The following is a 19,163-nucleotide window of genomic DNA, read 5'->3' as shown; positions in this document are numbered from 1 at the left end:
CCCTCGTAAGTATAGATATCCGCGATTTACGTGCGCCATGTGAGCTAACACTATATTTATTACGTCTTCGAAATCAAAGACTTACAGGAATTAACGTGCCGCACCTGGGGACAGAAGCCCAAACCCCTAGCTTTTCGGGCACGAATTACGGTTCACTATAAGTACGCTCAAGTGATTTGAGTTTACTACAAGAGAGTGGCGGGACTGGTCAAAGTCGCCAAACCAGAAACAGCCCCGCCACCGTCCACACGCTAACGATGGAGAACCACCGATCGTGCCGAACCCTGTTATCCACGAGTCAGCTTCCCCGAGCAAGACAAAACCCGCCCCAGAGATCGTCTATGGCGTCCAAGCAATCGCTGAGGCTGTGGACGAGCCAGACCTTCGCCGTGTCTTCTACATGCTCCAGCAAGGCCACATCCCAGGCGCCCGCAAGATCGGTCGCCGATGGGCTCTGAGCCTCCGCGTCTTCCGCCGAGAGATGCACGGGGATGCCGCATGAGCTGCCCAACTCCCGACAACGAGACTGTTATCCAGGCCGCCCAATGGCTCGCCGACCAGGCCAACCCGCCGCGGCCGATCATTCCCGCATTGCGCCAGCGCTTCAACCTGACCGCCCTCGAGGCGACCGAGGCGGCGGCGATGTCCGATCGTTTTCGGATGTTGCGGAGGGCGTTCGGATGAGCCACCTACACTGGATGAAGCTTTACATAGGCGACGAGTTGGCGATGGCTTCCCACATGACCAATGCCGAGTTTGGCTCGTACATGTTCCTCAAGATGCACTATTGGCAGTTTGGGCGCCTGCCAAGCGACGATCAGCGGCTCGCTCGAATTGCGCGGGTAAGCCTGGAAGAGTGGGAGAACATTCGCCCGACGATCGAGGTACTTTTCGATGACGAATGGGGAAGCGCACGGATGGATGAGCTTCGATCAGAGGCCGAAGACGCCCATAAACGGCGCGTTGAAGCAGGTCGAAAGGGCGGTAGACCCAGGAAAGACGAAAAGCAAAGCTATAAGCATAGCTTTCCGAATGAAAAAGCTATGCCTAAGCAACCAGAACCAGAACCAGAACCAGAACCATATTCAGATTCAGCATCAGCCCCAAAGCCAGCACCAGTTGATCTGGCTCTTGAAGAAAGAGGGAATATGGAAGGAGAGAGCGGCTCCATTCGTCGCTTTTCGGTACCTCGAAACGTTGCGGACGGCCGCAGCTTCCTCATCGGCCACAAGGTGCCGAGTATCGAGATCGACCGTTGCCTTCGGATGCTGATGGCTGGTGAGTTGACGCCATATGACATTGAGGAATGGTCGACCGTCAAAGGTGCAGCATGAAGCAGATGGATCTGTTCGAGTGGGCTGCTTCCCGGTCGTCCGCGGATGTCATCGACATCATGCCGGCGCTGATCCGTAAGATCGCATCCGAACCAGTGTGGCCGCCGACGCCAAAGGGCGGCGAGCTCGTGCATCTCAAGCGGAGCGTCGCATGACCCAGCAGCACCGCGCCGCCCTGGGCTGGGCCGTCAGCCACAAGCCCACAATGGAAGCTTACAGGCGATCGACCGGCGAGGATATCGCCCCCGCGCTCGATCGATACCGGGCATGGGTGGAGGAGAACCTATGCGGGAAGTCAGATGATCATGCGGCGACCAAAGGTCGCGAGACAGTACGCCATTCATAATTGCTTTAACGCGAAACGCGTATATATGATGCGCGCAGGGAGGCCGGCCCGAGTCAATTCGGCCTTTCGCTCCATCGTGCCCGCAAGGTACGAACAAGCGCCTTCAACGAAACTTTTTCGATCGGGAGTGCTTTAAAGACTCGAGAGCGATCGGAGTGAGACCATGAACGCCAACGACGTTGCGAAATACATTCTGCGGATAAAAGGGCCCATGTCCGCGATGAAACTGCAGAAGCTCGTCTACTATTGTCAGGCGTGGTCGCTGGTTTGGGATGACCGTCCGATGTTCGATGATCGCATCGAGGCATGGGCAAACGGTCCCGTCTGCGTCAATCTCTACAATTCCCATCGCGGGCGCTACACCGTCGAGGCGGCGCACATTCCTGGGGATACAAGCCAGCTTGACGTCACAGCGCGGGAAACGATCCAAGTCGTTCAGTGAGACGCAAAGCCTCAAATCGCCGCCCGATTTCTCCAGCATCTTCGCAATATCAAAGACTTAACAATCACTACGACCATTGACATTTGATATGGTGGTGAGAATATCCAGCAAGGCAAGGAGGGAAGCCATGCTGCGATATGTGATCTACACCCGCGTCTCGACTGAGGATCAAGGCAAGTCCGGGCTCGGGCTCGAGGCCCAGGAGCGGGACATCGGAATCTTCCTCGATCGGTTCAGCGCCGTCCCTTACGAGATCATAGGCCGGTTCCAAGACGTCGACAGTGGGAGCAACAACGGCCGGCCAGAGCTGACGAAGGCCCTTGCCCTGGTCCGCAAGACAGGCGCCGAGCTACTGATTGCAAAGCTAGATCGGTTGAGCCGGAAGGTCTCATTCATTGCCACGCTCATGGAGGACAAGCGCGTCAAGCTGCGCGTCGCCTCTATGCCGCACGCCAACAAGTTCGAATTGCACGTCTATGCCGCCCTGGCAGAGCAGGAGCGCACCTTCATCAGCGAACGCACCAAGGCGGCTCTCAGGGTGGCCAAGGAGCGCGGTGCGAAGCTCGGAGGGCTGAGAGATGCCACAATGAAGCGGAACACTGCAATCCAGGCCAAGGCGAACACCGAGGCGGCCAAGGTGATGAAGCTGATCGCTCCCATGAAGGAAGCAGGCGCCTCCCTCGGGCACATTGCCCGCACTCTCGACGAGATGGGTATAGCCACCTCCCGCGGTGGCAAGTGGACCCCCATGCAGGTCTCTCGGGTGATTGATCGATCTCGCCCGTAGCGTGCCCCTCAATGTTCACTGTCCGTTCTTGAATATCCCCCAGATATAGGGTAGATATAAGGGACATCGCACAACATGCGGTGCGTGGCCGTCGAGATGACGCCCCAGTCCCGGAGATGGAACCTTATGCGCCAACTAGGCCCCCACAGCAGGCCGACTGTGCTGGCGAAGCTGGACGGACGCAGGCGTGAAGCGCGCCTGATGCAAAATGTCCGTGACGAGCTTACCAGGCACGTCGGCGGCAAGCCCACAGCCCCACAGAAGGCATTGATCGAGCGCGCGGCATGGCTCAGCCTGCATTGCGCCCTCATGGATGCCAAGCTCCTGGAAGGTGAAGGCCCCCTCTCTGAACGTGATAGCCGGGAATACCTAGCCTGGTCGAATAGCCTGACCCGCTGCCTTCGTTCGCTCGGTATGGGTGAGGCGCCTACTAAGCCGCGCAGGTCTCTTGCAGACATCATGCAGGAGGCGGCGGCTTGAACATCCTCCAGGCATGCCAGAACCCAGAGATCTTTGCACCATGGTTCCGCAAGCCGGAGACCTATCTGGCTTGGCATGCCTTCCTTGCAGCGATGTTCGGGCTGCCAATGACCGAAGAGCAGCTAGACCTATACCGGAAGCATACCGGCCGCTCAGAGCCTCCCACGGAGGCCCAGAGAGAGGCGTGGATGGTGATCGGCCGCCGTGGGGGCAAGTCCTTCCACATGGCGCTCATTGCGGTCTACCTGGCCTGCTTTTTCGACTATCGGGAATACCTCGCCCCTGGTGAGCGTGCGACGGTCCTTGTGATCGCCACCGATCGGCGGCAGGCGCGTGTGATCCTTCGATATGTCCGGGCGATGCTCGATAACATCGACGTGCTCAAAGACATGGTCGAGCGTGACACGGCCGATTCCTTCGACCTGGACAACTTCACCACCATCGAAGTCGGTACGGCCTCTTTCCGATCGACGAGAGGCTACACCTACGCCGCCGTTTTATGTGACGAGCTTGCCTTCTGGCGGACGGATGACGCCGCAGAGCCCGACTATGCCATCCTGGACGCTATTCGGCCTGGTATGGCCTCGATCCCCACCTCCATGCTGCTGTGCGCCTCGTCGCCTCACGCGCGCCGTGGGGCGCTCTGGGACGCGTTCAAGCGGTATTGGGGAAAAGATGATGCGCCGCTCGTCTGGAAGGCCACCACGCGCGAAATGAACCCGACCATTTCGCAATCGGTCGTCGACCGTGCGCTCGAGCGTGATCATGCGTCGGCAATGGCTGAATATGGCGCCGAGTTCCGTGCTGACATCGAAGACCACGATCCGAAGGACATCGTCAGTGAAATGCGTCGTCAGGAGGTGCGGGCCTGGCTGCGCACACTGAAGCCGGAAGAACGCACGAAGGCTGTACGCAATGCCTCTGATCCCTTGATCAAGGAGGCAGCGCTTAGCGTCCCTGCGGAGGTTTCCGGGCTCTTGCCGTCGACCCGCGATGATCTCACCCGCGAACTGATCGAAGCACGCTATGGCGACGAGATCGCCGCCCTGAACGAGCTTGATGAGGCGGTGTCCACTGTGGAGCGAGCCGTCGACGGCGCCCGCGATGACGTCCGCGAAGCCCTTGGCATGGTCCCGCACGATTTCAACGCGGAGTTCCGCGACGTCGAGGACGAGATCGATCGCCTCGCGGAGATTCGCGCGTCCAAGCCTCAGCCCAAGATCGACTTCGATTCCGTCATGTCGACCGTGAAAGCCCTTAACGTCGATGAACAGGATCAGCTCGTGCATGCAATCAAACTCGAACAGAAACGCGCCGATGACCGCGCCTTTCGTGACGAGATTGCCAGACTTAGCGGCAAGGCCGCCTAACCGGAAAGGACAAGCCCATGGACACGAACACCATCGAACTGACCGACCTCGCCAGGGGCCTCCTGCGGTCATCCCTGGAGGACATCGCAAACGTCACCTTGACGCCGGCCGTCGTCGCGAACCGGATCGACGTCCACTTCGATCGTTACCTTGAGAAGGTCGCGAACATCGAGCGAGCGGGCCGAAGCGGCGCCGGCGAGCGCGAAGCTTTTGAAATTGCACGCTCTTTCGCTCGCGAAGTTCTGCGGATTTCGCGCAGCGAGACCAACGTTTCGGCCAAGGTGGCCTGACGAGATGCGCTCCCCGCCGTTCCACGATTTTCGAGCCATGGATCGTGGCTTCCCAGCGGCGGGGGGCGCTGCCTTGCCCGAAGGTCACAGCGCGCTCGCAGAGCAGGCAAACGCCGCGTTCATCGAGAGCCTGGATGCTTTCGGTAGCGCTGCGACTGACGAGCTCCTTCGCTCAGACGTCGACCGCAAGACCGCCCGGGCAAACGTGGTCACGCTGCACAGGCAGCGCAGGGCGGAGATCAAGCGGATTGCCGAAGCATTCAGCCGGCGCTGTGTGACGGAAGACGATCGCAACCTTCTCCGGTTCTCAATCGAACTTTCACTGAGCAACTTGGACGACCTCTACAAGCAGTTCCGTCGAGCCGTGAACGTCATTCACGAGAAGGGATGAGACCATGGCCGACGCGTTCAACTTTGCGCTGGATCTCAGGAAGTTTGCCGACTCCATCCCCGAGGAGATGGTCAAGCCGGTCGTGCAGAAGCTGGCAATGCACGCGCTCAACGGCGTGGTGATGAAATCCCCCGTCGACACCGGCCGCTTCCGTGGCAATTGGAACGTGGCAGTCAAAATCGGATTGATTACTCGGTCTCGGCGGAAACCGACAAATCCGGGGGAAGCGTCATGGCCAAGGGCGCCGCGATCATCGCAGCGGCCGACCCGTTTCAGGCCATCTTCATCACCAACAATCTTCCATACGCGACGGCGCTTGAAGCCGGACATTCGAAGCAGGCGCCTATCGGCATGGTCGCGGTGACCTTCGCCGAGCTTGAATCCATGCTCGTGAGGCTCCCATGACCAACAAGACACTCAACATCGTCATTGACCCCTCTGGCGCGCAGACCGGCGGTCGCGTGGTCAAGCGGACGATCGAAGATGTAGCTGCGGCAGCCGTCACGGCTGAGAAGAGCATCGCGAGCATGTCGGAGAAAAGCGGCAGGGCAATGCGCGTCGTCAGCGATAATGCCCAAGACGCAAGCCGCGACATGAAAAGCTTTAAGGCATCGACAGAGGATGTCGGCCGCGCCTATGCCGCCATGACCGCCAATATGGCCAGGGCGGCAAGCATCGCGAGCTTTCAACAGCGCAATCTCGCGTTCCAGCTCAACGACGTCTTCCAGTCGATCGCCCTCGGCATGCCCGCGATGCAGATCCTGCTTCAGCAGGGCCCGCAGATCGCCCAGATCTACGGCGCAGGCGAAGGCGGTATCGGCCGCGCGTTCAAGGAGACCGCCACACTGGCAACGGGGCTCGTCGCGCGTCTGTGGCCCGTCGCAGCCGCCGCAGCAGGTGTCTACGGCGCCTATAAGCTTGTGACGTCCTATTCCGCGGAAGCTCGCCTGCAGGTCGACGATCTCACGCGCAGCATGGCCGCTCAGGCGCAGTCGGCGGGTGCCCTGAAGGGGTCCATTGCCGATTTCGTGGTTCTCCGCGAGGGCCTGGTCGAAGCTATGGGCATCAAGGGTGCGCTCGGTGAACTGATTACCCTGCAGAGCAACTACAGCGCTGCGATCGGCGAGAGTGCCGGCATACAGACCCGGACGTCCTCATCGATCGTTTCCGACCTTCGTCGGGAGTACGAGGCGAAGCGTTCGCTTCTTGAGATCGAATCCCGCTTGCAGGATGCGAAGATCGCCGTTCAGAAGGCTGACATTGCCTCGAAACAGGCCCAGCTTCGCAAGGAGATCGGCGATCAGGTCTTCACTCGCAACGATCTCGAGGCTCAGGGCTTCTCCGATCCTCGCACCGGCCGATTCACACAGCAGCTTCCCGACTCCATCACCGGCCTCGAAAAGCTGAACAGTGTCATAGCGAACAATCCTCTGACGCTAGAGATCGCCAAGGCGTCCGCGGAATTGGCGATCAGTGAAAACCAGGCTCAAAAGCTCAAGGACACGTTGGCGCAGACCTTCGGCGGCGCTGCGATATCTGCTGGGCTGGACAAGCTTTCAGCTCTCGGGACCACGTTCACGACGACGACGCAAAGCGCCAATGGCCTCGGCGTGGCGATCAATGGCATCGGTACGGCTGCACAAGCCTCACTGGGCGGGGTTTCTGCCGTCGCGCAGACCGCCAGCACGAGCGTCGTCAACGTCACGCAGCAGCTTGCCAAGGCTCGCTTGCAGGCATTGCAGGCAACGCAGCAGGCGTCCAGCCAAGTCACCACCATGAAGAAGGAGCTCGCCGACGTCCAGGCAACGCTGGCGAACGCTTCGAAGATCAACGCTTCCGAACTGTTTGGGGGCAAGGCTCCGGCTGGTGCCCAGTCGGCGATTGCCAGCGCCGTATCGGAAGTCCAGAAGGCCGTCACGGCGCTCCAGAGCGGCGCCAGCACCGTCAGCGTGACGCACAAGGCCATCGAGCAAGCCCGGCAGAGCCTCTTGCGATTGGGGGCGGATTCCAAGGCCGTCGACCAGCTCATCAGCGCTATGATCGTCGGCTATATGCGGACGATGGACCTGAAAACGGCGATCGACCAGGTGTCCCGCTCGATCATGAACATCCCGAACCGGGTCGTCTCAATCGGTATCCAGCAGTACACCGTCCCTTCGTCGGGCGGCGGCACGACGGGCGTCAATGTCTACGGCGGCCAGGCTGATTTCAGCTATCAGCAGTATCAGATCGGCGGCAAAACGGTCGGTGTATCTTCGGGCAATGGTCCCGCTGTCCGCAGCAGCGGCATGATCACGCAGGACGATATCGACACGATGTACAGCCTTCAGGGGCGCCGTGCTGCGGGTGGTACTGTCTCTGCCGGCGGCACCTATCTCGTCGGTGAAAAGGGCCCGGAACTGCTCACCATGCAGGGCGCCGGCCAGGTCACCAACGCCAACTCCACCGCCTCCATCCTCTCCGGCGGCCGAGACACACTCTCGCTGATCGAAGACCACCTCTATAACGCCGTGCAGGAACTGCGCATCCACACGAACTATTTCGAGACCTTCGAGAGCGACTTCAGCGAGATGATCTCTTGCCTGAAGAAGTTGGAGTCGTCGGCTGGCCGTGCGTCGTCTTATAGCGGGGGCGGCTCGTCCTACTCGGGCGGCAGCTCCTACAGCGGCTCGTCGGGGTCCTCGGACAGCGGACAGAGCCACCTCGACCCGTATTCGCCCTATTACTTCAACGCAGCCCGGAACAACGCCGGCCGCGGTGGTGGTCGATATGACCCCGTCGCGGATGCACTGATGAACGGCAACGTCGAAGCCCTGCGCAACTTGAGCGGCGGCCCGACTGAAGCACTCAGCCGGGCGCTCGGCGCCATCAGTGGTTCGGGAGGCCCGTCATTGCTCGATCGGCTGAAGAAACAGGCAGGCTTCGCAACAGGCGGCCAGATCATGCCGGGCGAGGATCAGCGCGTCGAATTCTTCAAGAAGAACACCGAGCGCGTGATTATCGTCGACGACAAGAAGGTCTCGGATAGCCGCGGCGGGAACCCGCAATCCAGGCAGGACGCACGCCCGATCAACCTGACCGTCAACTTCCCCGGCGGCAACCCGGGTGATCCTCGGTCGCGCCAGGCGATGGTCGATGACTTTGTCCGTGCCGTCAAACAGGCTGTCCGGAGGTGATCGCCCATGAGCATGATCATCAACCCATTCATGTTCGCTCCCCCAGCGGCCGGAAATACGCTCACCGCCGAGCTTGGCGCCTTCGCGCTCACTGGCAATCCTGTCGCCTTCAAGCGCTCCCTACGCATGTCGGCCGCGCCCGGCGCGTTCGGGATCACCGGCAAAGATGCGAATCTGAACACAGGCAATGCGCCACTCGTGGCAGCAACGGGCACCTTCGCCTTTACCGGCAATGACGTATCGTTCAAGCGATCACTTAGGATGAGCGCAGCCGCCGGGGTCTTCTCGCTCACCGGCAATGCTGCGACGCTGACATCTTCCGGGTCTGACCCGAACTTCTCCAGCGTCGTCTTGCTCTGCGGCTTCAACGGCGTCGATGGTGCAACGACAGCGACCGATGATAGCAATTCCGCCAAAACGCTCACCTTCTTCGCCAATGCGCAGATTGATACAGCACAATCGAAGTTCGGCGGGGCGAGCCTGTTGCTTGATGGGAACGGCGACTATCTTGAAGTCGCATCCAGCGCGGACTGGAGTTTCGGATCGAGCCCCGTCACCATCGAGTTCTTTGTCCGCTTCAACGCGCTTTCCTCGTCGCAGCGGATGATGATCGGCAACGGGGGCGCGTCCGGCAACTTGGGCTGGGGTGCGGGGGTCACGTCAGACCTAGCGGCCTTCCAGTTCTTCTACAGTTCCAACAGCGGGACAAGCTACAACAATACCGTCACGACGAGCGGGGTCACCCCAGCGACGGGGCAATGGTATCACTTCTGCGTTGAGGTAGATGGCTCGAACAAACTCCGGGTATATGTCGACGGGGTCATGCGCGGAAGCCTCACGTCTGCACCGGCCATAAACTACGAGACAACGAGCCTTTATATCGGCAGCTACATACCAGCCAACATTACCGCCTCCGAAATGAACGGCTGGATTGATGAACTGCGCATCACCAAGGGCGTTGCCCGGTATGCGTCGGATTCCGGCTTCACCGTGCCGACTGCAGCGTTCCCGAGGAGCTGATCATTGTCCGAAGCGCTCGCCCGCTCCATCTGTGCCGAGTTCGATATCGAGATCGTCGCGGCGAACGTGCAGCCAATGCCTGGGCAAACTCGGGCTGTAGGGACGCTCGAGCGGATCTTAATGCGGTATGGCGAAGGGCATGTCCGCCTTGTCGTAGCCACCTTGGCAGAGACGGCCGGCAACAAGGGCCTCATCAATGAATATTCGGCCTGGGCAGTCTCAGACCTGATCCGTGCGAATGCGGAGTGGGTGGAGAACCGTACCGAGGAATGGTTCCAGGCGTGGGAAAAGATCCCCGTGGGCTTCCTGATGTGGCATTGCATGCAGCTCTACGGCTTCGTCACACAGCGCCAAGCCTTAGCCGGAATGCTCTATCTGCTTCTTTCGGGCATGAACCCCCTCAGGAAGCCGGAGGAGGCCATGGGCAGCCGCTGGATGAACCGGCTTCGTGAATCACAGGAAGAGCGGCTGAAGGCCGTGCTCGAGGCCGCTTGAAGCCTTCCCCCGGTGTCAATATCGCCACCAGTTGCCCGGATCGTGGTCGAATTCTTGGAACACACTCCGTTGCTCTCGTCCGACGATGACCATTACGAGGCCACCCAGGAACGTCATGGTGGACACGATCATGCACAGGCTGGGGCCCCAAAGGTTTCGGCTATAGTCAGAGGCCTCGGCCAACTCGTTGATGAGCCACCAATAGAAGAACCCGTCGAAGATCGGGCTAAGGATGAAGAGCCACGCCCCTAGCTTTCCCACCGGAGTTAGGCGCTGGATGCTCATCACCTCGAAGTACTTCGTCGTCTTCTTCTCCTCAGCAGTATGGACGTTCATGACTTCCCCCACGCTCTACAACCATGAGGGGATGCTCTCATAGCGCAAGTTACAGTCAAGCCTTATTTAGCCTCGACTAAACTGTGGCGTGTGCTATCGTCCCTGCGGGGGAGTTTTCTCATGCGATATGTCGCCGCCGGTTTCGCCTTTCTTATGTCTTACTCGTCTTTTTCTACGAGCCAATTCCATCCTACATCGTTGTCACTGGGCGTCATCTTCCTATGGTGGGGGATTGTGTGCTTACAGGGGAAACGGAGGCGCTGAGGCGAACAGCGGTTCTTTTCACGAGAAGCATCCGGGCGGTGTCATCATCTCGACGGACGCGATCTCCTGGTCGGAAAGCGGCTTGCCGCCGTGCTCCCAGACGACCCTCATGGCGGTCAGGTAATACGACGCCTCCAACGCGTCGCCGACCCGCTTGATCGGGCGATCCGGCTGGAGTTCGTTGTAACGCCTACGAGCGGCTTCGAGATCTTTCATCACGGGTAGATGGTGAGCCGCGGGCAACAAAAAAGCCGGATAAACCCGACCCTTCCGTGATCGCCTCCCGCCGCTGCCAGTACATCCGTGGTCAGCAGGCGAGAGGGACCGCATGCACCCAATATAGGCATGGTTGAAATTTAATCAATCACTTCCCGAGCCTGACGCCTGGACCGCCGGCAGCGGACGTCTCACCATCAGCGATGAAAATAACACCGGCCTCCTCCATGGCTGCCCTCATCTTGTCGACGCTGCTCACGCGAGCGTCTTGCCCCGCCTCGAAACGGTTGACCGTGTTTGCTCCCACACCCGCCTTTTGTGCGAGTTCCTGGGTGCTCCAATTGAGGGCTGCACGCCCCATACGACATTGATTTGGCTTCATGTGGTGTTTTTATCACCATTTTCAGTTGACAGCAAATTGGTGATGATACTATGGTTAATGGTGTAAATATCACCATTTGGAGTATTTCCGATGCTTGATCGACCGATCCAGGCAGCCGCCGAAGGCTTGCCAAAACCGACCAGAGCCGACCTGGCTAAGCGGAGAGCCGCATCGATCCCGACGCTCGTAGAACAGATCTCAACGATCGAAGACATTGCCGCGATCTTTTCGTCGCTTCGGACTCTGTTTGACGTGGCGGGCGCCATGAGCTGCCAACCCAAGAGCTTTGATCAAGACGCGCGCGATTACACTGCGGTCGGGAAAGTCACCGAGGCAATTTGCGACTACCTCGGTCACGAAATGGATTCGCTCGTGGCCAAGGTGAAGACCATCAAGCCTCAGACCGAATGGGATCGCTTCCTGGCTCACGGAATGATCATCCGGCACGAGGTGATGGCCGGCGCTGACGCCGCTGACATTGTCACCTTGGCAGGTCAGTTGGCCGCGTCCGAGATGAAGGAGTCCCGCCCATGACCGCGATCAGCAGACGCATCATGCTTGGTGGCTTGGCAGCCACGGCCGGCGGTGTCATCGGTGCCGCCATTCCCCTGCCGGAAGCTGCCACGCTCGCGATGTCGCCCGAGGAACGCCTGAACGCCGCCATCTCCGCGGTGGTCGACATCCTGCGGGAGATGAATCCCGACCGCCCCGAGGCGGAGATCCTGCGGGACCAGGGCGGCAGCTATGTGTTCCTCGGGCTCAAGGCCCCGATCAAGCCAACCTCGGTGGAATGGAGCGGTCCCGGCTTCTACAAGGTCGAGGGCAAACATCCGAACGGCAATCGGTGGTGCGCCACGCTCCGGCTCGAGCGCGTCGACTACAAGACGGTTCCCGGCTCCTACTACCGAGCCGAGAGCTGGTGGAAGGGGCGCCTCGAATACGCACGGCGCCTGAAGCCGGCGGCGATCAGGATCATCAGCAAGGACGACGAATACGCCGCCCTGCACCGGGAATAGGGGGAAATAGGCGATGGACGACCTATCGACCCTCCAAGCCCTCATAGACGCTCACAGGGCCGCTATGGGGCGCTATGACAGCCTCCCAGGCGGTGATGTACCCGATGACGTCGCCGTCGAGATGAGACGAGCCGGTGAGGCGCTGTGTGCCTATCGGCCGGCCACGATCGAGGGGGTCCATCTCAAGGCCGAATACATGATGAGCTGCGACATCTTCGTCGGTGGCGAGGACGGAGATCCAGATTTTACGCACGCGCAGTTGGTCTGCGGGTTTCTGGCGCCGGATTCGCCGTGACATGTTGCATTTCATGTCGCGTGGAGTAGCCGAGTGCCAGAGAAAACCGTTTGAAATCAATCGCACTGGCTTGCAACATGACGCGACATGGAAGCGGGGATTTCCCCGCCTCGGCGCCGCTGCAACGTATTGATTTCGTTGGTGAATATGTTTGGAGGCCTCGCCCGGAATTGAACCGGGGTACAAGGATTTGCAGTCCTCTGCGTCACCACTCCGCCACGAGGCCTCACAGCTCGGATAACCGAGCGTTGGCGCGGATTTAGAATGATTGCAGAAAAACCGCAAGAGGCATTTTCCGAAAAACGCGCCGTCGATTTGCAAGATAGATACTTTCCACAGAGCGATCGCGAAGCTCCGCCGATCGCATCCCGGATTGGCTTCAGCACCAGGGCGTCGCGTGCCCCGTCCACGGCCGCACCAGCCCTTCGTTGACGAGCACCCGCCCGATGGACTGGTCGCCGCGGGTGATCAGCCGCAGCTTTTCACCGGACTTGGCATCCGGACGGCCGCTCGCCGCTTCCAGCTTGAAGTCACCCGCATTCAGCAGTTCGCGCAGGCGCTGCTTGGCGTAAAAGCCGCGCGAACGCTCCTTGTCGCAGCTTGCCTGGCGGATGCGCGGTGCGTCGACGTCTGCCACGCGGATCGTTTCGCCACGGTACAGGAAGGTGGCGCCGTCGATCACGCAGTTGTCGTTGCGAATCCCGCAGAAATAAAACTGATCCGTGCGGATGGATGCCGTCTTCACTTCCTCGTTCGGCCGCACCGCAGGTGTCGGCGCCTTTGCACCGACGTCAACGGACGGCACCGGCGTGGCAAGCGCAACTCTCGTCACCGGATTCGGTTTCTGCCTCTCGACTTGCTGGGTGGGACGCTCATCCGTTTTCTGAGCGACGCGAACGGGCTTCGGCTTCGATTCGTGGCGCGATGTGAAGGCCAGCACGTCCGATGCCACCGGCCAGTGTTTCAATTCGGCGCGGTGATCATAGGCGACCACGCCGCCAATGGTCAGCGCCGCAGCCAGATACCACGGTGCCATTCCGCCTTGTTTACCCCTGCTCCGACCGGAATTCCGGCTTCGACGTTTCGTAGTGGCTTTGGCCATGCGTCCCCATCCTGATTCGCGACCGCATTATGCGTTTGATGGGTTGCCGAAAAGTTTTCGGCGCCCTCCCTCAACAAGGGCTCGCTGGTTCGGTGGGAATCAAATGGTGGAGAAGCGGGAAGCGCTCAGGCTGGTTGCGATCCGGATCGATCAAATGTTTCGCGATCTATCGAAAATGTGGGCGGCAGCTCTTGGTTCACGAGCCGTTGGAGGAATTCGCGCGTCCGCGCCAGCGTGCCCACCAGACAGCCAAGCGACGGCGGCGGCGACGAACGGACGGGATATCGTGCGAAAGGACGATGAGGCCCAGCGGTATCATCCAGAAGCCGAGCACCGGCAGAAAGCCGAGAAAGCCGCAGAACACCAGCAGCGAGCCCAGCAGGATACGCAGCAGCGGCGATTGCGGTAGCGTGATGCGCCATTTGCCGAGCACGATCTGGCGCGTCTGCGGATCAATCCCGAAGTGCGTCTGCTTCCTGTTTTTATTCATCATTCGCTATCCGGCGTCTTTTCCCACAATTGGGGGCTTCTCCACAGCCTCGCAACCGAACTTGTCATTTTTTTTGAAAAAACCGCTTGGCAAATCAGAAAAGCATGCGTATTAGCAGCCTCACTTCTGAAGCGCACAGCGAAACAGCGGCGCGGATGATCCCTGGTAGCTCAGCGGTAGAGCACTCGACTGTTAATCGATAGGTCGCCGGTTCGAATCCGGCCCGGGGAGCCAGTTTCAAAAAGAGCCATTTGCAGAAATGCGAATGGCTCTTTTTCGTTTTGCACCTATGTTCCCCGGGTGATCAATCCCATTCTAGACGGTACCTATGACAAAGGCGGCGCCGATCATCGTGTGGTTCCGCAAGGATCTGCGCCTTGCCGATAACAGGGCCCTTGCGGCCGCGGCGGGCGAGGCTCCCGTCATTCCGCTCTATATCCGGGAGCCGGACGAAAGCGGCAACGGCCCGCTGGGTGCGGCGCAGCGATGGTGGCTGCACCATTCGCTGGAGGCCTTGGCTGCCCGCCTCGGCCGCCACGGCTCGCAACTCATCTTCCGCTCCGGCGCCCCGCTGGATGTCATCAGCGATGTGGCGCGGACCACGGGCGCCAGTCGTGTCCATTGGAACCGGCGCTATGATCCGAATGGCATCACGGTCGATACGTCCCTGAAAAAAGCACTCGCCACCAGGGAAATCATCGCGGAGAGCTTTCCCGGGCAATTGCTGCACGAGCCTATACGCCTGCTGACGACGACAGGCGGCCCTTACCGCGTCTTCACGCCATTTTGGCGTGCGCTCGAATCCAAAATCGTCCCCTCGCCGCCCGTCGATGAACCACGACATGTCGCGAAACCGGGGATCTGGCCGGAATCGGAAACACTCAGTGACTGGGCGCTGCTACCGAAGAAGCCCAACTGGGCAGCCACATTCAGCGAGATATGGGCGCCGGGTGAGCAAGGTGCCTTTGCGCGCCTCCACGAGTTTACCGACGAGAAGCTGGCAGACTATAAGGTTCACCGCGACTTCCCGGACACCGACGGTACATCCCTGCTCTCGCCTCACCTCACTTTCGGAGAAATCTCGCCGGCGCAGGTCTGGCACGCGACGCAGGGGATGCAGATCGCGGACGGTGAAGGCGTTGCCACGTTTCGTAAGGAAATCGGCTGGCGCGAGTTCTCCTACCATCTGTTGTTTCACTATCCGGAACTCCCGCACCGCAACCTCGATCGCCGGTTCGACCATTTTCGTTGGCTCGACCGTGAGGACGATTTCACCCGCTGGACCAAGGGTTTGACCGGCTTCCCGATCGTCGATGCCGGCATGCGCCAGCTCTGGCAACATGGCTACATGCACAATCGCGTGCGCATGATCGCCGCCTCGTTCCTGATCAAGGGCCTGCTGATCGACTGGCGGAAAGGCGAGCAATGGTTTCGCGACACACTGGTCGATGCCGATCCGGCCAACAACCCGGCAAGCTGGCAATGGGTCGCGGGTTCGGGCGCCGACGCGGCGCCGTTCTTCCGGATCTTCAATCCTGTTCTCCAAGGCGAAAAGTTCGATCCGGACGGAGCCTATGTGAGGCGCTTCGTGCCGGAACTCGGGCGCCTCGATCGGCGCTATCTCCATCGCCCCTTTTCCGCTCCTGCCGCCGTCCTGGCAGCGGCTGGCATCGAACTCGGCACGACCTATCCAAATCCGATCGTCGACCACGCCAACGCGCGGGAACGGGCGCTCGCAGCCTTCGGCGAGATCGCAAGCGCGCCGAGAGAACCGTGACGGATACAAGCCCCCGGTAGAATTCCACAGTTGGCGTCTCGGCCGATTGCCGCTAGGCTCACCTCACGGATGCAACCGCTGAGGGGATGGTGTATGCGTGGTCCGGAAGCCGACTTTGCCGCATTCGACGGCGCGGAAGAGCTTTCCTCCGACAATCTGGCAACGGTGTTGCGTGATTTTCCGCTGAAGGCACGGATGGTGTTGAACGCACTGGTGCATCTCCGGATCGGGACGCTGATGCTCTCCGCCCCCGATGGCCGCAAGCTGGTGATCAGAGGCAAGAGAGCGGGCCCAAGCGCGATCCTCACCTTGAACAACTGGAACCTGCCGAAACGGGCAGTAACAGGCGGCACGATCGGCGCGGCGGAAAGCTACATCGACGGCGACTGGGACAGCCCCGATGTAGGAGCCTTTCTCGAGCTCTTCCTCGTAAACGCCGAGATCGGCGCGCATTTCCCGAACCGGGCGCGCGGCCTGCTACAGCTAGTCGAAAAATTTCTGCATTGGCGCCATGCGAATACGAAGTCCGGCGCGCGCCGCAACATTTCCGCTCACTACGACCTCGGCAATGCCTTCTACAGCGAATGGCTGGATCCGAGCATGACCTATTCGTCGGCGCTCTATGCCGCCGGTGCCAACGATCTCCGCGCCGCGCAGGCCGCCAAGTATCGCGCCCTTGCCGAAGCGACCAATCTTCGGGCGGGTGATCATGTGCTGGAGATCGGCTGTGGCTGGGGTGGCTTTGCAGAATTCGCGGCAACCGAGATCGGTTGCAAGGTGACGGGGCTGACGATCAGCCGCGAGCAACTGGCCTTCGCCCGCGAACGCATCCACCGGGCCGGGCTTGCCGATCGGGTCGAACTGAAATTCCAGGACTACCGCGAGGAAAAAGGCATCTATGACCGCATCGTCTCGATCGAGATGTTCGAGGCGGTCGGCGAAAAATTCTGGGCGACCTATTTCTCGCAGCTCAAGAGATGCCTGAAGCCCGGCGGTAGGGCCGGTCTGCAGATCATCACCATCAAGTCCGAAGCCTACGAGGAATACCGATCCAATCCGGATTTCATTCAGAAATACGTCTTCCCGGGTGGCATGCTGCCGACGCGCGAACATCTCATCGACCTTGGCCGCCATGTCGGCCTGCGCATGATCAACGACTTCGGCTTCGGTATCGATTACGCCCGGACACTCGGCGAATGGCGCGAGCGTTTCTGGTCGGTCTGGAACCGGATCGAACCGTTGGGCTTCGACCTGCGTTTCAAGCGGCTATGGGAGTTCTATTTCTGCTATTGCGAAGCCGGCTTCCGCGCCCGCAACATCGATGTTCGGCAGATCGTCTTCGAATAGGAACGCATATGGCGCGTCTTTACCGCGTCACGCGTAGCGCTTAAGAGGCGGTCGATCCAATTCTCTTTTGAAGGTTCCGCATGCGTCTTGCATGGTTTTTCCTCGCGCTCGCCATCGCGACCGAAGTGGTGGGCTTGACGGTGATGAAGGCCGCCTCATCGAACGGCTCTTATCTCGGCCACATCGTCATGTATGTCTCGATCGCGCTCTCCTACGTTTTCCTGGCCAAGGCAGTGAAGACGATCTCCGTCGGCGTCGCCTACGCGATCTGGGAAGGTTCGGGTGTCGCAATCATCACGCTGGTCTCCGTATTCGTCTTCGGCCATGTGCTGACCGGCCGCGAGATGCTGGGTCTTTCGATGGCGATCGTCGGCATACTGCTCGTCAATGCCGGCGAGCGTCACGACGAGGACGAAGCCACGACGGAAGGAGCAGCCAGTGAGCGCACCTAGCATCTACTTCGCGCTGGCGATGATGGCAGGCATTCTCGATGTCGCCGCCAACCTCGCCTCGACCAAATCGGAAGGCTTTGCCCGCCGTGGATGGGGTGCCCTCTCCATTCTGCTGGTGCTTGCCGCCTTCGCGCTCCTTGCGGAAGCGGTCAAAGGCATGGAGCTCGCGATCGCCTACGCCGTCCTCGGCGCGACCGGAATCTTCGGCACGGCCATCTGCGGACGGCTGCTCTTCGGACAGAAGTTGAAGCCGATCGGCTGGGTCGGGCTTACGCTCATCTTTGGCGCCGTGTTGGTGCTTCACACGGCCTGACGCCGGCGCTCGCCGGAGCCGGCATGTTTTTTCGCCTCTCTTGCCTCGGCAACGACACCCGTCAGCCGCCTGATAAGAGCGAAATAGAGACTATAGGGCAGCAGACGCATGAGCTTCACCGCGTAGGTGAAATGCCGCGGGAAGGTGATTTCGAAGCGTCGGGATTTCAGGCCCGCAACGATGCGATCCGCCGCCTGCTCGGCACTGACGAGGCCCGGACGCGGGAAGCGTATCCTCGCGGTACCCGGCGTATCGACAAAGCCGGGGCAGATGATCTGCAGACGGATACCGATCCGGTCGAGATCAAACTTCAGGCTCTCGGCCATGTTGATCAGCGCGGCCTTGGAGGCGCCGTAGGCGGCGCTGGTGGGCAACCCGCCATAGCCGGCGACGGAAGACACGATGGCGATGTGGCCATGTCCCTGCGCCTTCATATGCTCGACGGCCGGCAGCAGGCAGTTGACCACGCCATTGAGATTGACCGCAAAACTCTTCTCGAAGGCTTCGCGGTGGAGGTCGTCTCCCCGCACGGGGACCGCAACCCCGGCATTGAGGATCACCAGCGACAGGTGGCCATGATCGTACTCGATCGCCGCCAGCACGCGCTCCATGTCCTTAGGGTCGGTGACGTCGCCGTCGAGAACGGTGATCCTTCCGTCACCCGCCGCCTCGTGCTGCAGGTCCACCAGTTTCTCGTGGCTTCTGGCGGTGACGACCACCGAATAGCCTTCACGCACCAGCTTGAGCGCCAGCGCCCGCCCGATACCCGCGCTCGCGCCGGTGACCCAAGCCAGTTTATGTTCGGATTTCACAGACTGAATACTCATCACTCACTCCTCGGCACGCGCCGGGAAAAACGCACGCATCTCCTTCTGGTGAAAAAGACGAGCCCGGCCCTTCATCGCGGCAGCGATCCTTGCCGCGGAGCCCCAGATGCCTTGGAGACGATTTTTGTTCGGGACAGAGCGGCGGCGAAACGCTATTTCTTGCCTGAAGTGCAGGCTGAGCCGAAAACACGCCAACATTTCGGCGGTCCGCGATC

Annotated in this window: 27 protein-coding genes and 2 tRNA genes; 22 read left to right on the top strand and 7 right to left on the bottom strand. The window is 60.3% G+C overall.

Features of this window, described 5'->3' with window-relative positions:
- Nucleotides 1–498 precede the first annotated feature (498 nt).
- The 14 genes from ACQ5BM_RS33135 (at nt 499) to ACQ5BM_RS33070 (ending at nt 10,131) form a co-directional block, all read left to right on the top strand.
- A complete protein-coding gene (locus tag ACQ5BM_RS33135; RefSeq protein ID WP_429820299.1) occupies nt 499–684 on the top strand; it encodes a hypothetical protein in 186 nt (61 codons plus the stop codon).
- Nucleotides 681–1,334 carry a YdaU family protein gene (locus tag ACQ5BM_RS33130; protein ID WP_429820297.1) on the top strand — a complete coding sequence of 218 codons (654 nt, stop codon included), beginning with the start codon at nt 681–683 and terminating at the stop codon, nt 1,332–1,334. The genes ACQ5BM_RS33135 and ACQ5BM_RS33130 overlap by 4 nt, the downstream gene beginning before the upstream one ends.
- The gene (locus ACQ5BM_RS33125) at nt 1,331–1,489 is read left to right on the top strand and encodes a hypothetical protein (RefSeq protein ID WP_429820294.1); all 159 of its coding nucleotides are present in this window, start codon (nt 1,331–1,333) and stop codon (nt 1,487–1,489) included. The genes ACQ5BM_RS33130 and ACQ5BM_RS33125 overlap by 4 nt, the downstream gene beginning before the upstream one ends.
- Nucleotides 1,486–1,680: a hypothetical protein gene (locus ACQ5BM_RS33120; protein WP_429820292.1), complete on the top strand. Its 195-nt coding sequence runs from the start codon at nt 1,486–1,488 to the stop codon at nt 1,678–1,680. The genes ACQ5BM_RS33125 and ACQ5BM_RS33120 overlap by 4 nt, the downstream gene beginning before the upstream one ends.
- A gap of 163 nt (nt 1,681–1,843) precedes the next feature.
- Entirely contained in the window at nt 1,844–2,122 is a 279-nt protein-coding gene (locus ACQ5BM_RS33115; protein ID WP_429820290.1) for a Panacea domain-containing protein, read from the top strand.
- Nucleotides 2,123–2,249: 127 nt separating this feature from the next.
- Complete coding sequence (locus ACQ5BM_RS33110) at nt 2,250–2,909, top strand: recombinase family protein (RefSeq protein WP_429820288.1); 660 nt, start codon at nt 2,250–2,252, stop codon at nt 2,907–2,909.
- A 159-nt stretch (nt 2,910–3,068) separates the two neighbouring features.
- On the top strand, nt 3,069–3,389 hold the full coding sequence (locus ACQ5BM_RS33105) for a hypothetical protein (RefSeq protein ID WP_429820286.1): 321 nt from the start codon (nt 3,069–3,071) through the stop codon (nt 3,387–3,389).
- On the top strand, nt 3,386–4,759 hold the full coding sequence (locus tag ACQ5BM_RS33100) for a hypothetical protein (RefSeq protein ID WP_429820283.1): 1,374 nt from the start codon (nt 3,386–3,388) through the stop codon (nt 4,757–4,759). The genes ACQ5BM_RS33105 and ACQ5BM_RS33100 overlap by 4 nt, the downstream gene beginning before the upstream one ends.
- 17 nt (nt 4,760–4,776) lie before the next feature.
- Nucleotides 4,777–5,049 carry a hypothetical protein gene (locus tag ACQ5BM_RS33095; RefSeq protein WP_429820280.1) on the top strand — a complete coding sequence of 91 codons (273 nt, stop codon included), beginning with the start codon at nt 4,777–4,779 and terminating at the stop codon, nt 5,047–5,049.
- A 37-nt stretch (nt 5,050–5,086) separates the two neighbouring features.
- Nucleotides 5,087–5,440: a hypothetical protein gene (locus ACQ5BM_RS33090; protein ID WP_429820278.1), complete on the top strand. Its 354-nt coding sequence runs from the start codon at nt 5,087–5,089 to the stop codon at nt 5,438–5,440.
- Nucleotides 5,441–5,671: 231 nt separating this feature from the next.
- Nucleotides 5,672–5,845, top strand: a complete 174-nt coding sequence (locus ACQ5BM_RS33085; protein WP_429820275.1) for a hypothetical protein — start codon at nt 5,672–5,674, stop codon at nt 5,843–5,845.
- Entirely contained in the window at nt 5,842–8,616 is a 2,775-nt protein-coding gene (locus ACQ5BM_RS33080) for a phage tail length tape measure family protein (protein ID WP_429820273.1), read from the top strand. Before ACQ5BM_RS33085 ends, ACQ5BM_RS33080 begins: the two co-directional genes overlap by 4 nt.
- Nucleotides 8,617–8,622: 6 nt before the next feature.
- On the top strand, nt 8,623–9,636 hold the full coding sequence (locus ACQ5BM_RS33075) for a LamG domain-containing protein (RefSeq protein WP_429820271.1): 1,014 nt from the start codon (nt 8,623–8,625) through the stop codon (nt 9,634–9,636).
- 3 nt (nt 9,637–9,639) lie between these two features.
- Nucleotides 9,640–10,131, top strand: a complete 492-nt coding sequence (locus ACQ5BM_RS33070; RefSeq protein WP_429820269.1) for a hypothetical protein — start codon at nt 9,640–9,642, stop codon at nt 10,129–10,131.
- A 15-nt stretch (nt 10,132–10,146) separates the two neighbouring features.
- Here ACQ5BM_RS33070 and ACQ5BM_RS33065 read toward each other — a convergent pair whose 3' ends face one another.
- From ACQ5BM_RS33065 to ACQ5BM_RS33055, 3 genes are all read right to left on the bottom strand, one after another.
- Entirely contained in the window at nt 10,147–10,467 is a 321-nt protein-coding gene (locus ACQ5BM_RS33065; RefSeq protein ID WP_429820267.1) for a hypothetical protein, read from the bottom strand.
- Between the two features lie 282 nt (nt 10,468–10,749).
- Entirely contained in the window at nt 10,750–10,947 is a 198-nt protein-coding gene (locus tag ACQ5BM_RS33060) for a hypothetical protein (protein WP_429820265.1), read from the bottom strand.
- 148 nt (nt 10,948–11,095) lie between these two features.
- Nucleotides 11,096–11,308: a helix-turn-helix domain-containing protein gene (locus ACQ5BM_RS33055; RefSeq protein ID WP_429820340.1), complete on the bottom strand. Its 213-nt coding sequence runs from the start codon at nt 11,306–11,308 to the stop codon at nt 11,096–11,098.
- Between the two features lie 111 nt (nt 11,309–11,419).
- Here ACQ5BM_RS33055 and ACQ5BM_RS33050 point away from each other — a divergent pair, with 111 nt between their 5' ends.
- Genes ACQ5BM_RS33050 through ACQ5BM_RS33040 form a run of 3 tightly spaced genes read left to right on the top strand, consistent with a single transcriptional unit; the run spans nt 11,420 to nt 12,640 of the window.
- On the top strand, nt 11,420–11,863 hold the full coding sequence (locus ACQ5BM_RS33050) for a hypothetical protein (RefSeq protein WP_429820263.1): 444 nt from the start codon (nt 11,420–11,422) through the stop codon (nt 11,861–11,863).
- Complete coding sequence (locus ACQ5BM_RS33045) at nt 11,860–12,345, top strand: hypothetical protein (protein WP_429820260.1); 486 nt, start codon at nt 11,860–11,862, stop codon at nt 12,343–12,345. Before ACQ5BM_RS33050 ends, ACQ5BM_RS33045 begins: the two co-directional genes overlap by 4 nt.
- 13 nt (nt 12,346–12,358) lie before the next feature.
- Nucleotides 12,359–12,640, top strand: a complete 282-nt coding sequence (locus ACQ5BM_RS33040; protein WP_429820258.1) for a hypothetical protein — start codon at nt 12,359–12,361, stop codon at nt 12,638–12,640.
- A gap of 152 nt (nt 12,641–12,792) precedes the next feature.
- Here the strand turns inward: ACQ5BM_RS33040 and ACQ5BM_RS33035 are convergent.
- The 3 genes from ACQ5BM_RS33035 to ACQ5BM_RS33025 form a co-directional block, all read right to left on the bottom strand.
- A tRNA-Cys gene (locus tag ACQ5BM_RS33035) sits at nt 12,793–12,866 on the bottom strand.
- A gap of 153 nt (nt 12,867–13,019) precedes the next feature.
- Nucleotides 13,020–13,676 (bottom strand): thermonuclease family protein, encoded by a 657-nt coding sequence (locus tag ACQ5BM_RS33030; RefSeq protein WP_429820256.1) that lies wholly within the window; start codon nt 13,674–13,676, stop codon nt 13,020–13,022.
- A gap of 262 nt (nt 13,677–13,938) precedes the next feature.
- A complete protein-coding gene (locus ACQ5BM_RS33025) occupies nt 13,939–14,232 on the bottom strand; it encodes a hypothetical protein (RefSeq protein WP_429820254.1) in 294 nt (97 codons plus the stop codon).
- A 159-nt stretch (nt 14,233–14,391) separates the two neighbouring features.
- On the opposite strand from ACQ5BM_RS33025, the gene ACQ5BM_RS33020 reads away from it, so the two are divergent.
- From ACQ5BM_RS33020 to ACQ5BM_RS33000, 5 genes are all read left to right on the top strand, one after another.
- Nucleotides 14,392–14,466 (top strand) — tRNA-Asn (locus ACQ5BM_RS33020).
- 94 nt (nt 14,467–14,560) lie between these two features.
- Complete coding sequence (locus ACQ5BM_RS33015) at nt 14,561–16,009, top strand: cryptochrome/photolyase family protein (RefSeq protein ID WP_429820252.1); 1,449 nt, start codon at nt 14,561–14,563, stop codon at nt 16,007–16,009.
- Between the two features lie 93 nt (nt 16,010–16,102).
- Nucleotides 16,103–17,356 carry a class I SAM-dependent methyltransferase gene (locus tag ACQ5BM_RS33010; RefSeq protein WP_429820250.1) on the top strand — a complete coding sequence of 418 codons (1,254 nt, stop codon included), beginning with the start codon at nt 16,103–16,105 and terminating at the stop codon, nt 17,354–17,356.
- A gap of 80 nt (nt 17,357–17,436) precedes the next feature.
- Nucleotides 17,437–17,808, top strand: coding sequence for an SMR family transporter (locus tag ACQ5BM_RS33005; RefSeq protein ID WP_429820248.1), 372 nt, complete (start codon nt 17,437–17,439; stop codon nt 17,806–17,808).
- A gap of 19 nt (nt 17,809–17,827) precedes the next feature.
- On the top strand, nt 17,828–18,121 hold the full coding sequence (locus tag ACQ5BM_RS33000) for an SMR family transporter (protein WP_429820338.1): 294 nt from the start codon (nt 17,828–17,830) through the stop codon (nt 18,119–18,121).
- Here the strand turns inward: ACQ5BM_RS33000 and ACQ5BM_RS32995 are convergent.
- Nucleotides 18,109–18,948 (bottom strand): SDR family NAD(P)-dependent oxidoreductase, encoded by an 840-nt coding sequence (locus ACQ5BM_RS32995; RefSeq protein WP_429820246.1) that lies wholly within the window; start codon nt 18,946–18,948, stop codon nt 18,109–18,111. The two genes, ACQ5BM_RS33000 and ACQ5BM_RS32995, sit on opposite strands and share 13 nt — an antisense overlap.
- Between the last annotated feature and the right edge of the window lie 215 nt (nt 18,949–19,163).

This window comes from Ensifer sp. B1-9, from assembly GCF_050474445.1.
Lineage (GTDB): Bacteria > Pseudomonadota > Alphaproteobacteria > Rhizobiales > Rhizobiaceae > Ensifer.
Note: the sequence above shows the minus strand (reverse complement) of the source record. Positions and strands in the feature narration are given on the sequence as shown.

What these genes read in the sequence shown, in the direction of transcription:
- ACQ5BM_RS33135 (WP_429820299.1), top strand. Translation starts at nt 499, where the DNA reads ATGAGCTGCCCAACTCCCGACAACGAGACTGTTATCCAGGCCGCCCAA.
- ACQ5BM_RS33130 (WP_429820297.1), top strand. Translation starts at nt 681, where the DNA reads ATGAGCCACCTACACTGGATGAAGCTTTACATAGGCGACGAGTTGGCG.
- ACQ5BM_RS33125 (WP_429820294.1), top strand. Translation starts at nt 1,331, where the DNA reads ATGAAGCAGATGGATCTGTTCGAGTGGGCTGCTTCCCGGTCGTCCGCG.
- ACQ5BM_RS33120 (WP_429820292.1), top strand. Translation starts at nt 1,486, where the DNA reads ATGACCCAGCAGCACCGCGCCGCCCTGGGCTGGGCCGTCAGCCACAAG.
- ACQ5BM_RS33115 (WP_429820290.1), top strand. Translation starts at nt 1,844, where the DNA reads ATGAACGCCAACGACGTTGCGAAATACATTCTGCGGATAAAAGGGCCC.
- ACQ5BM_RS33110 (WP_429820288.1), top strand. Translation starts at nt 2,250, where the DNA reads ATGCTGCGATATGTGATCTACACCCGCGTCTCGACTGAGGATCAAGGC.
- ACQ5BM_RS33095 (WP_429820280.1), top strand. Translation starts at nt 4,777, where the DNA reads ATGGACACGAACACCATCGAACTGACCGACCTCGCCAGGGGCCTCCTG.
- ACQ5BM_RS33090 (WP_429820278.1), top strand. Translation starts at nt 5,087, where the DNA reads ATGGATCGTGGCTTCCCAGCGGCGGGGGGCGCTGCCTTGCCCGAAGGT.
- ACQ5BM_RS33085 (WP_429820275.1), top strand. Translation starts at nt 5,672, where the DNA reads ATGGCCAAGGGCGCCGCGATCATCGCAGCGGCCGACCCGTTTCAGGCC.
- ACQ5BM_RS33080 (WP_429820273.1), top strand. Translation starts at nt 5,842, where the DNA reads ATGACCAACAAGACACTCAACATCGTCATTGACCCCTCTGGCGCGCAG.
- ACQ5BM_RS33075 (WP_429820271.1), top strand. Translation starts at nt 8,623, where the DNA reads ATGAGCATGATCATCAACCCATTCATGTTCGCTCCCCCAGCGGCCGGA.
- ACQ5BM_RS33065 (WP_429820267.1), bottom strand. Translation starts at nt 10,467, where the DNA reads ATGAACGTCCATACTGCTGAGGAGAAGAAGACGACGAAGTACTTCGAG.
- ACQ5BM_RS33060 (WP_429820265.1), bottom strand. Translation starts at nt 10,947, where the DNA reads ATGAAAGATCTCGAAGCCGCTCGTAGGCGTTACAACGAACTCCAGCCG.
- ACQ5BM_RS33055 (WP_429820340.1), bottom strand. Translation starts at nt 11,308, where the DNA reads ATGGGGCGTGCAGCCCTCAATTGGAGCACCCAGGAACTCGCACAAAAG.
- ACQ5BM_RS33050 (WP_429820263.1), top strand. Translation starts at nt 11,420, where the DNA reads ATGCTTGATCGACCGATCCAGGCAGCCGCCGAAGGCTTGCCAAAACCG.
- ACQ5BM_RS33045 (WP_429820260.1), top strand. Translation starts at nt 11,860, where the DNA reads ATGACCGCGATCAGCAGACGCATCATGCTTGGTGGCTTGGCAGCCACG.
- ACQ5BM_RS33040 (WP_429820258.1), top strand. Translation starts at nt 12,359, where the DNA reads ATGGACGACCTATCGACCCTCCAAGCCCTCATAGACGCTCACAGGGCC.
- ACQ5BM_RS33030 (WP_429820256.1), bottom strand. Translation starts at nt 13,676, where the DNA reads ATGGCACCGTGGTATCTGGCTGCGGCGCTGACCATTGGCGGCGTGGTC.
- ACQ5BM_RS33025 (WP_429820254.1), bottom strand. Translation starts at nt 14,232, where the DNA reads ATGAATAAAAACAGGAAGCAGACGCACTTCGGGATTGATCCGCAGACG.
- ACQ5BM_RS33015 (WP_429820252.1), top strand. Translation starts at nt 14,561, where the DNA reads ATGACAAAGGCGGCGCCGATCATCGTGTGGTTCCGCAAGGATCTGCGC.
- ACQ5BM_RS33010 (WP_429820250.1), top strand. Translation starts at nt 16,103, where the DNA reads ATGCGTGGTCCGGAAGCCGACTTTGCCGCATTCGACGGCGCGGAAGAG.
- ACQ5BM_RS33005 (WP_429820248.1), top strand. Translation starts at nt 17,437, where the DNA reads ATGCGTCTTGCATGGTTTTTCCTCGCGCTCGCCATCGCGACCGAAGTG.
- ACQ5BM_RS33000 (WP_429820338.1), top strand. Translation starts at nt 17,828, where the DNA reads ATGATGGCAGGCATTCTCGATGTCGCCGCCAACCTCGCCTCGACCAAA.
- ACQ5BM_RS32995 (WP_429820246.1), bottom strand. Translation starts at nt 18,948, where the DNA reads ATGAGTATTCAGTCTGTGAAATCCGAACATAAACTGGCTTGGGTCACC.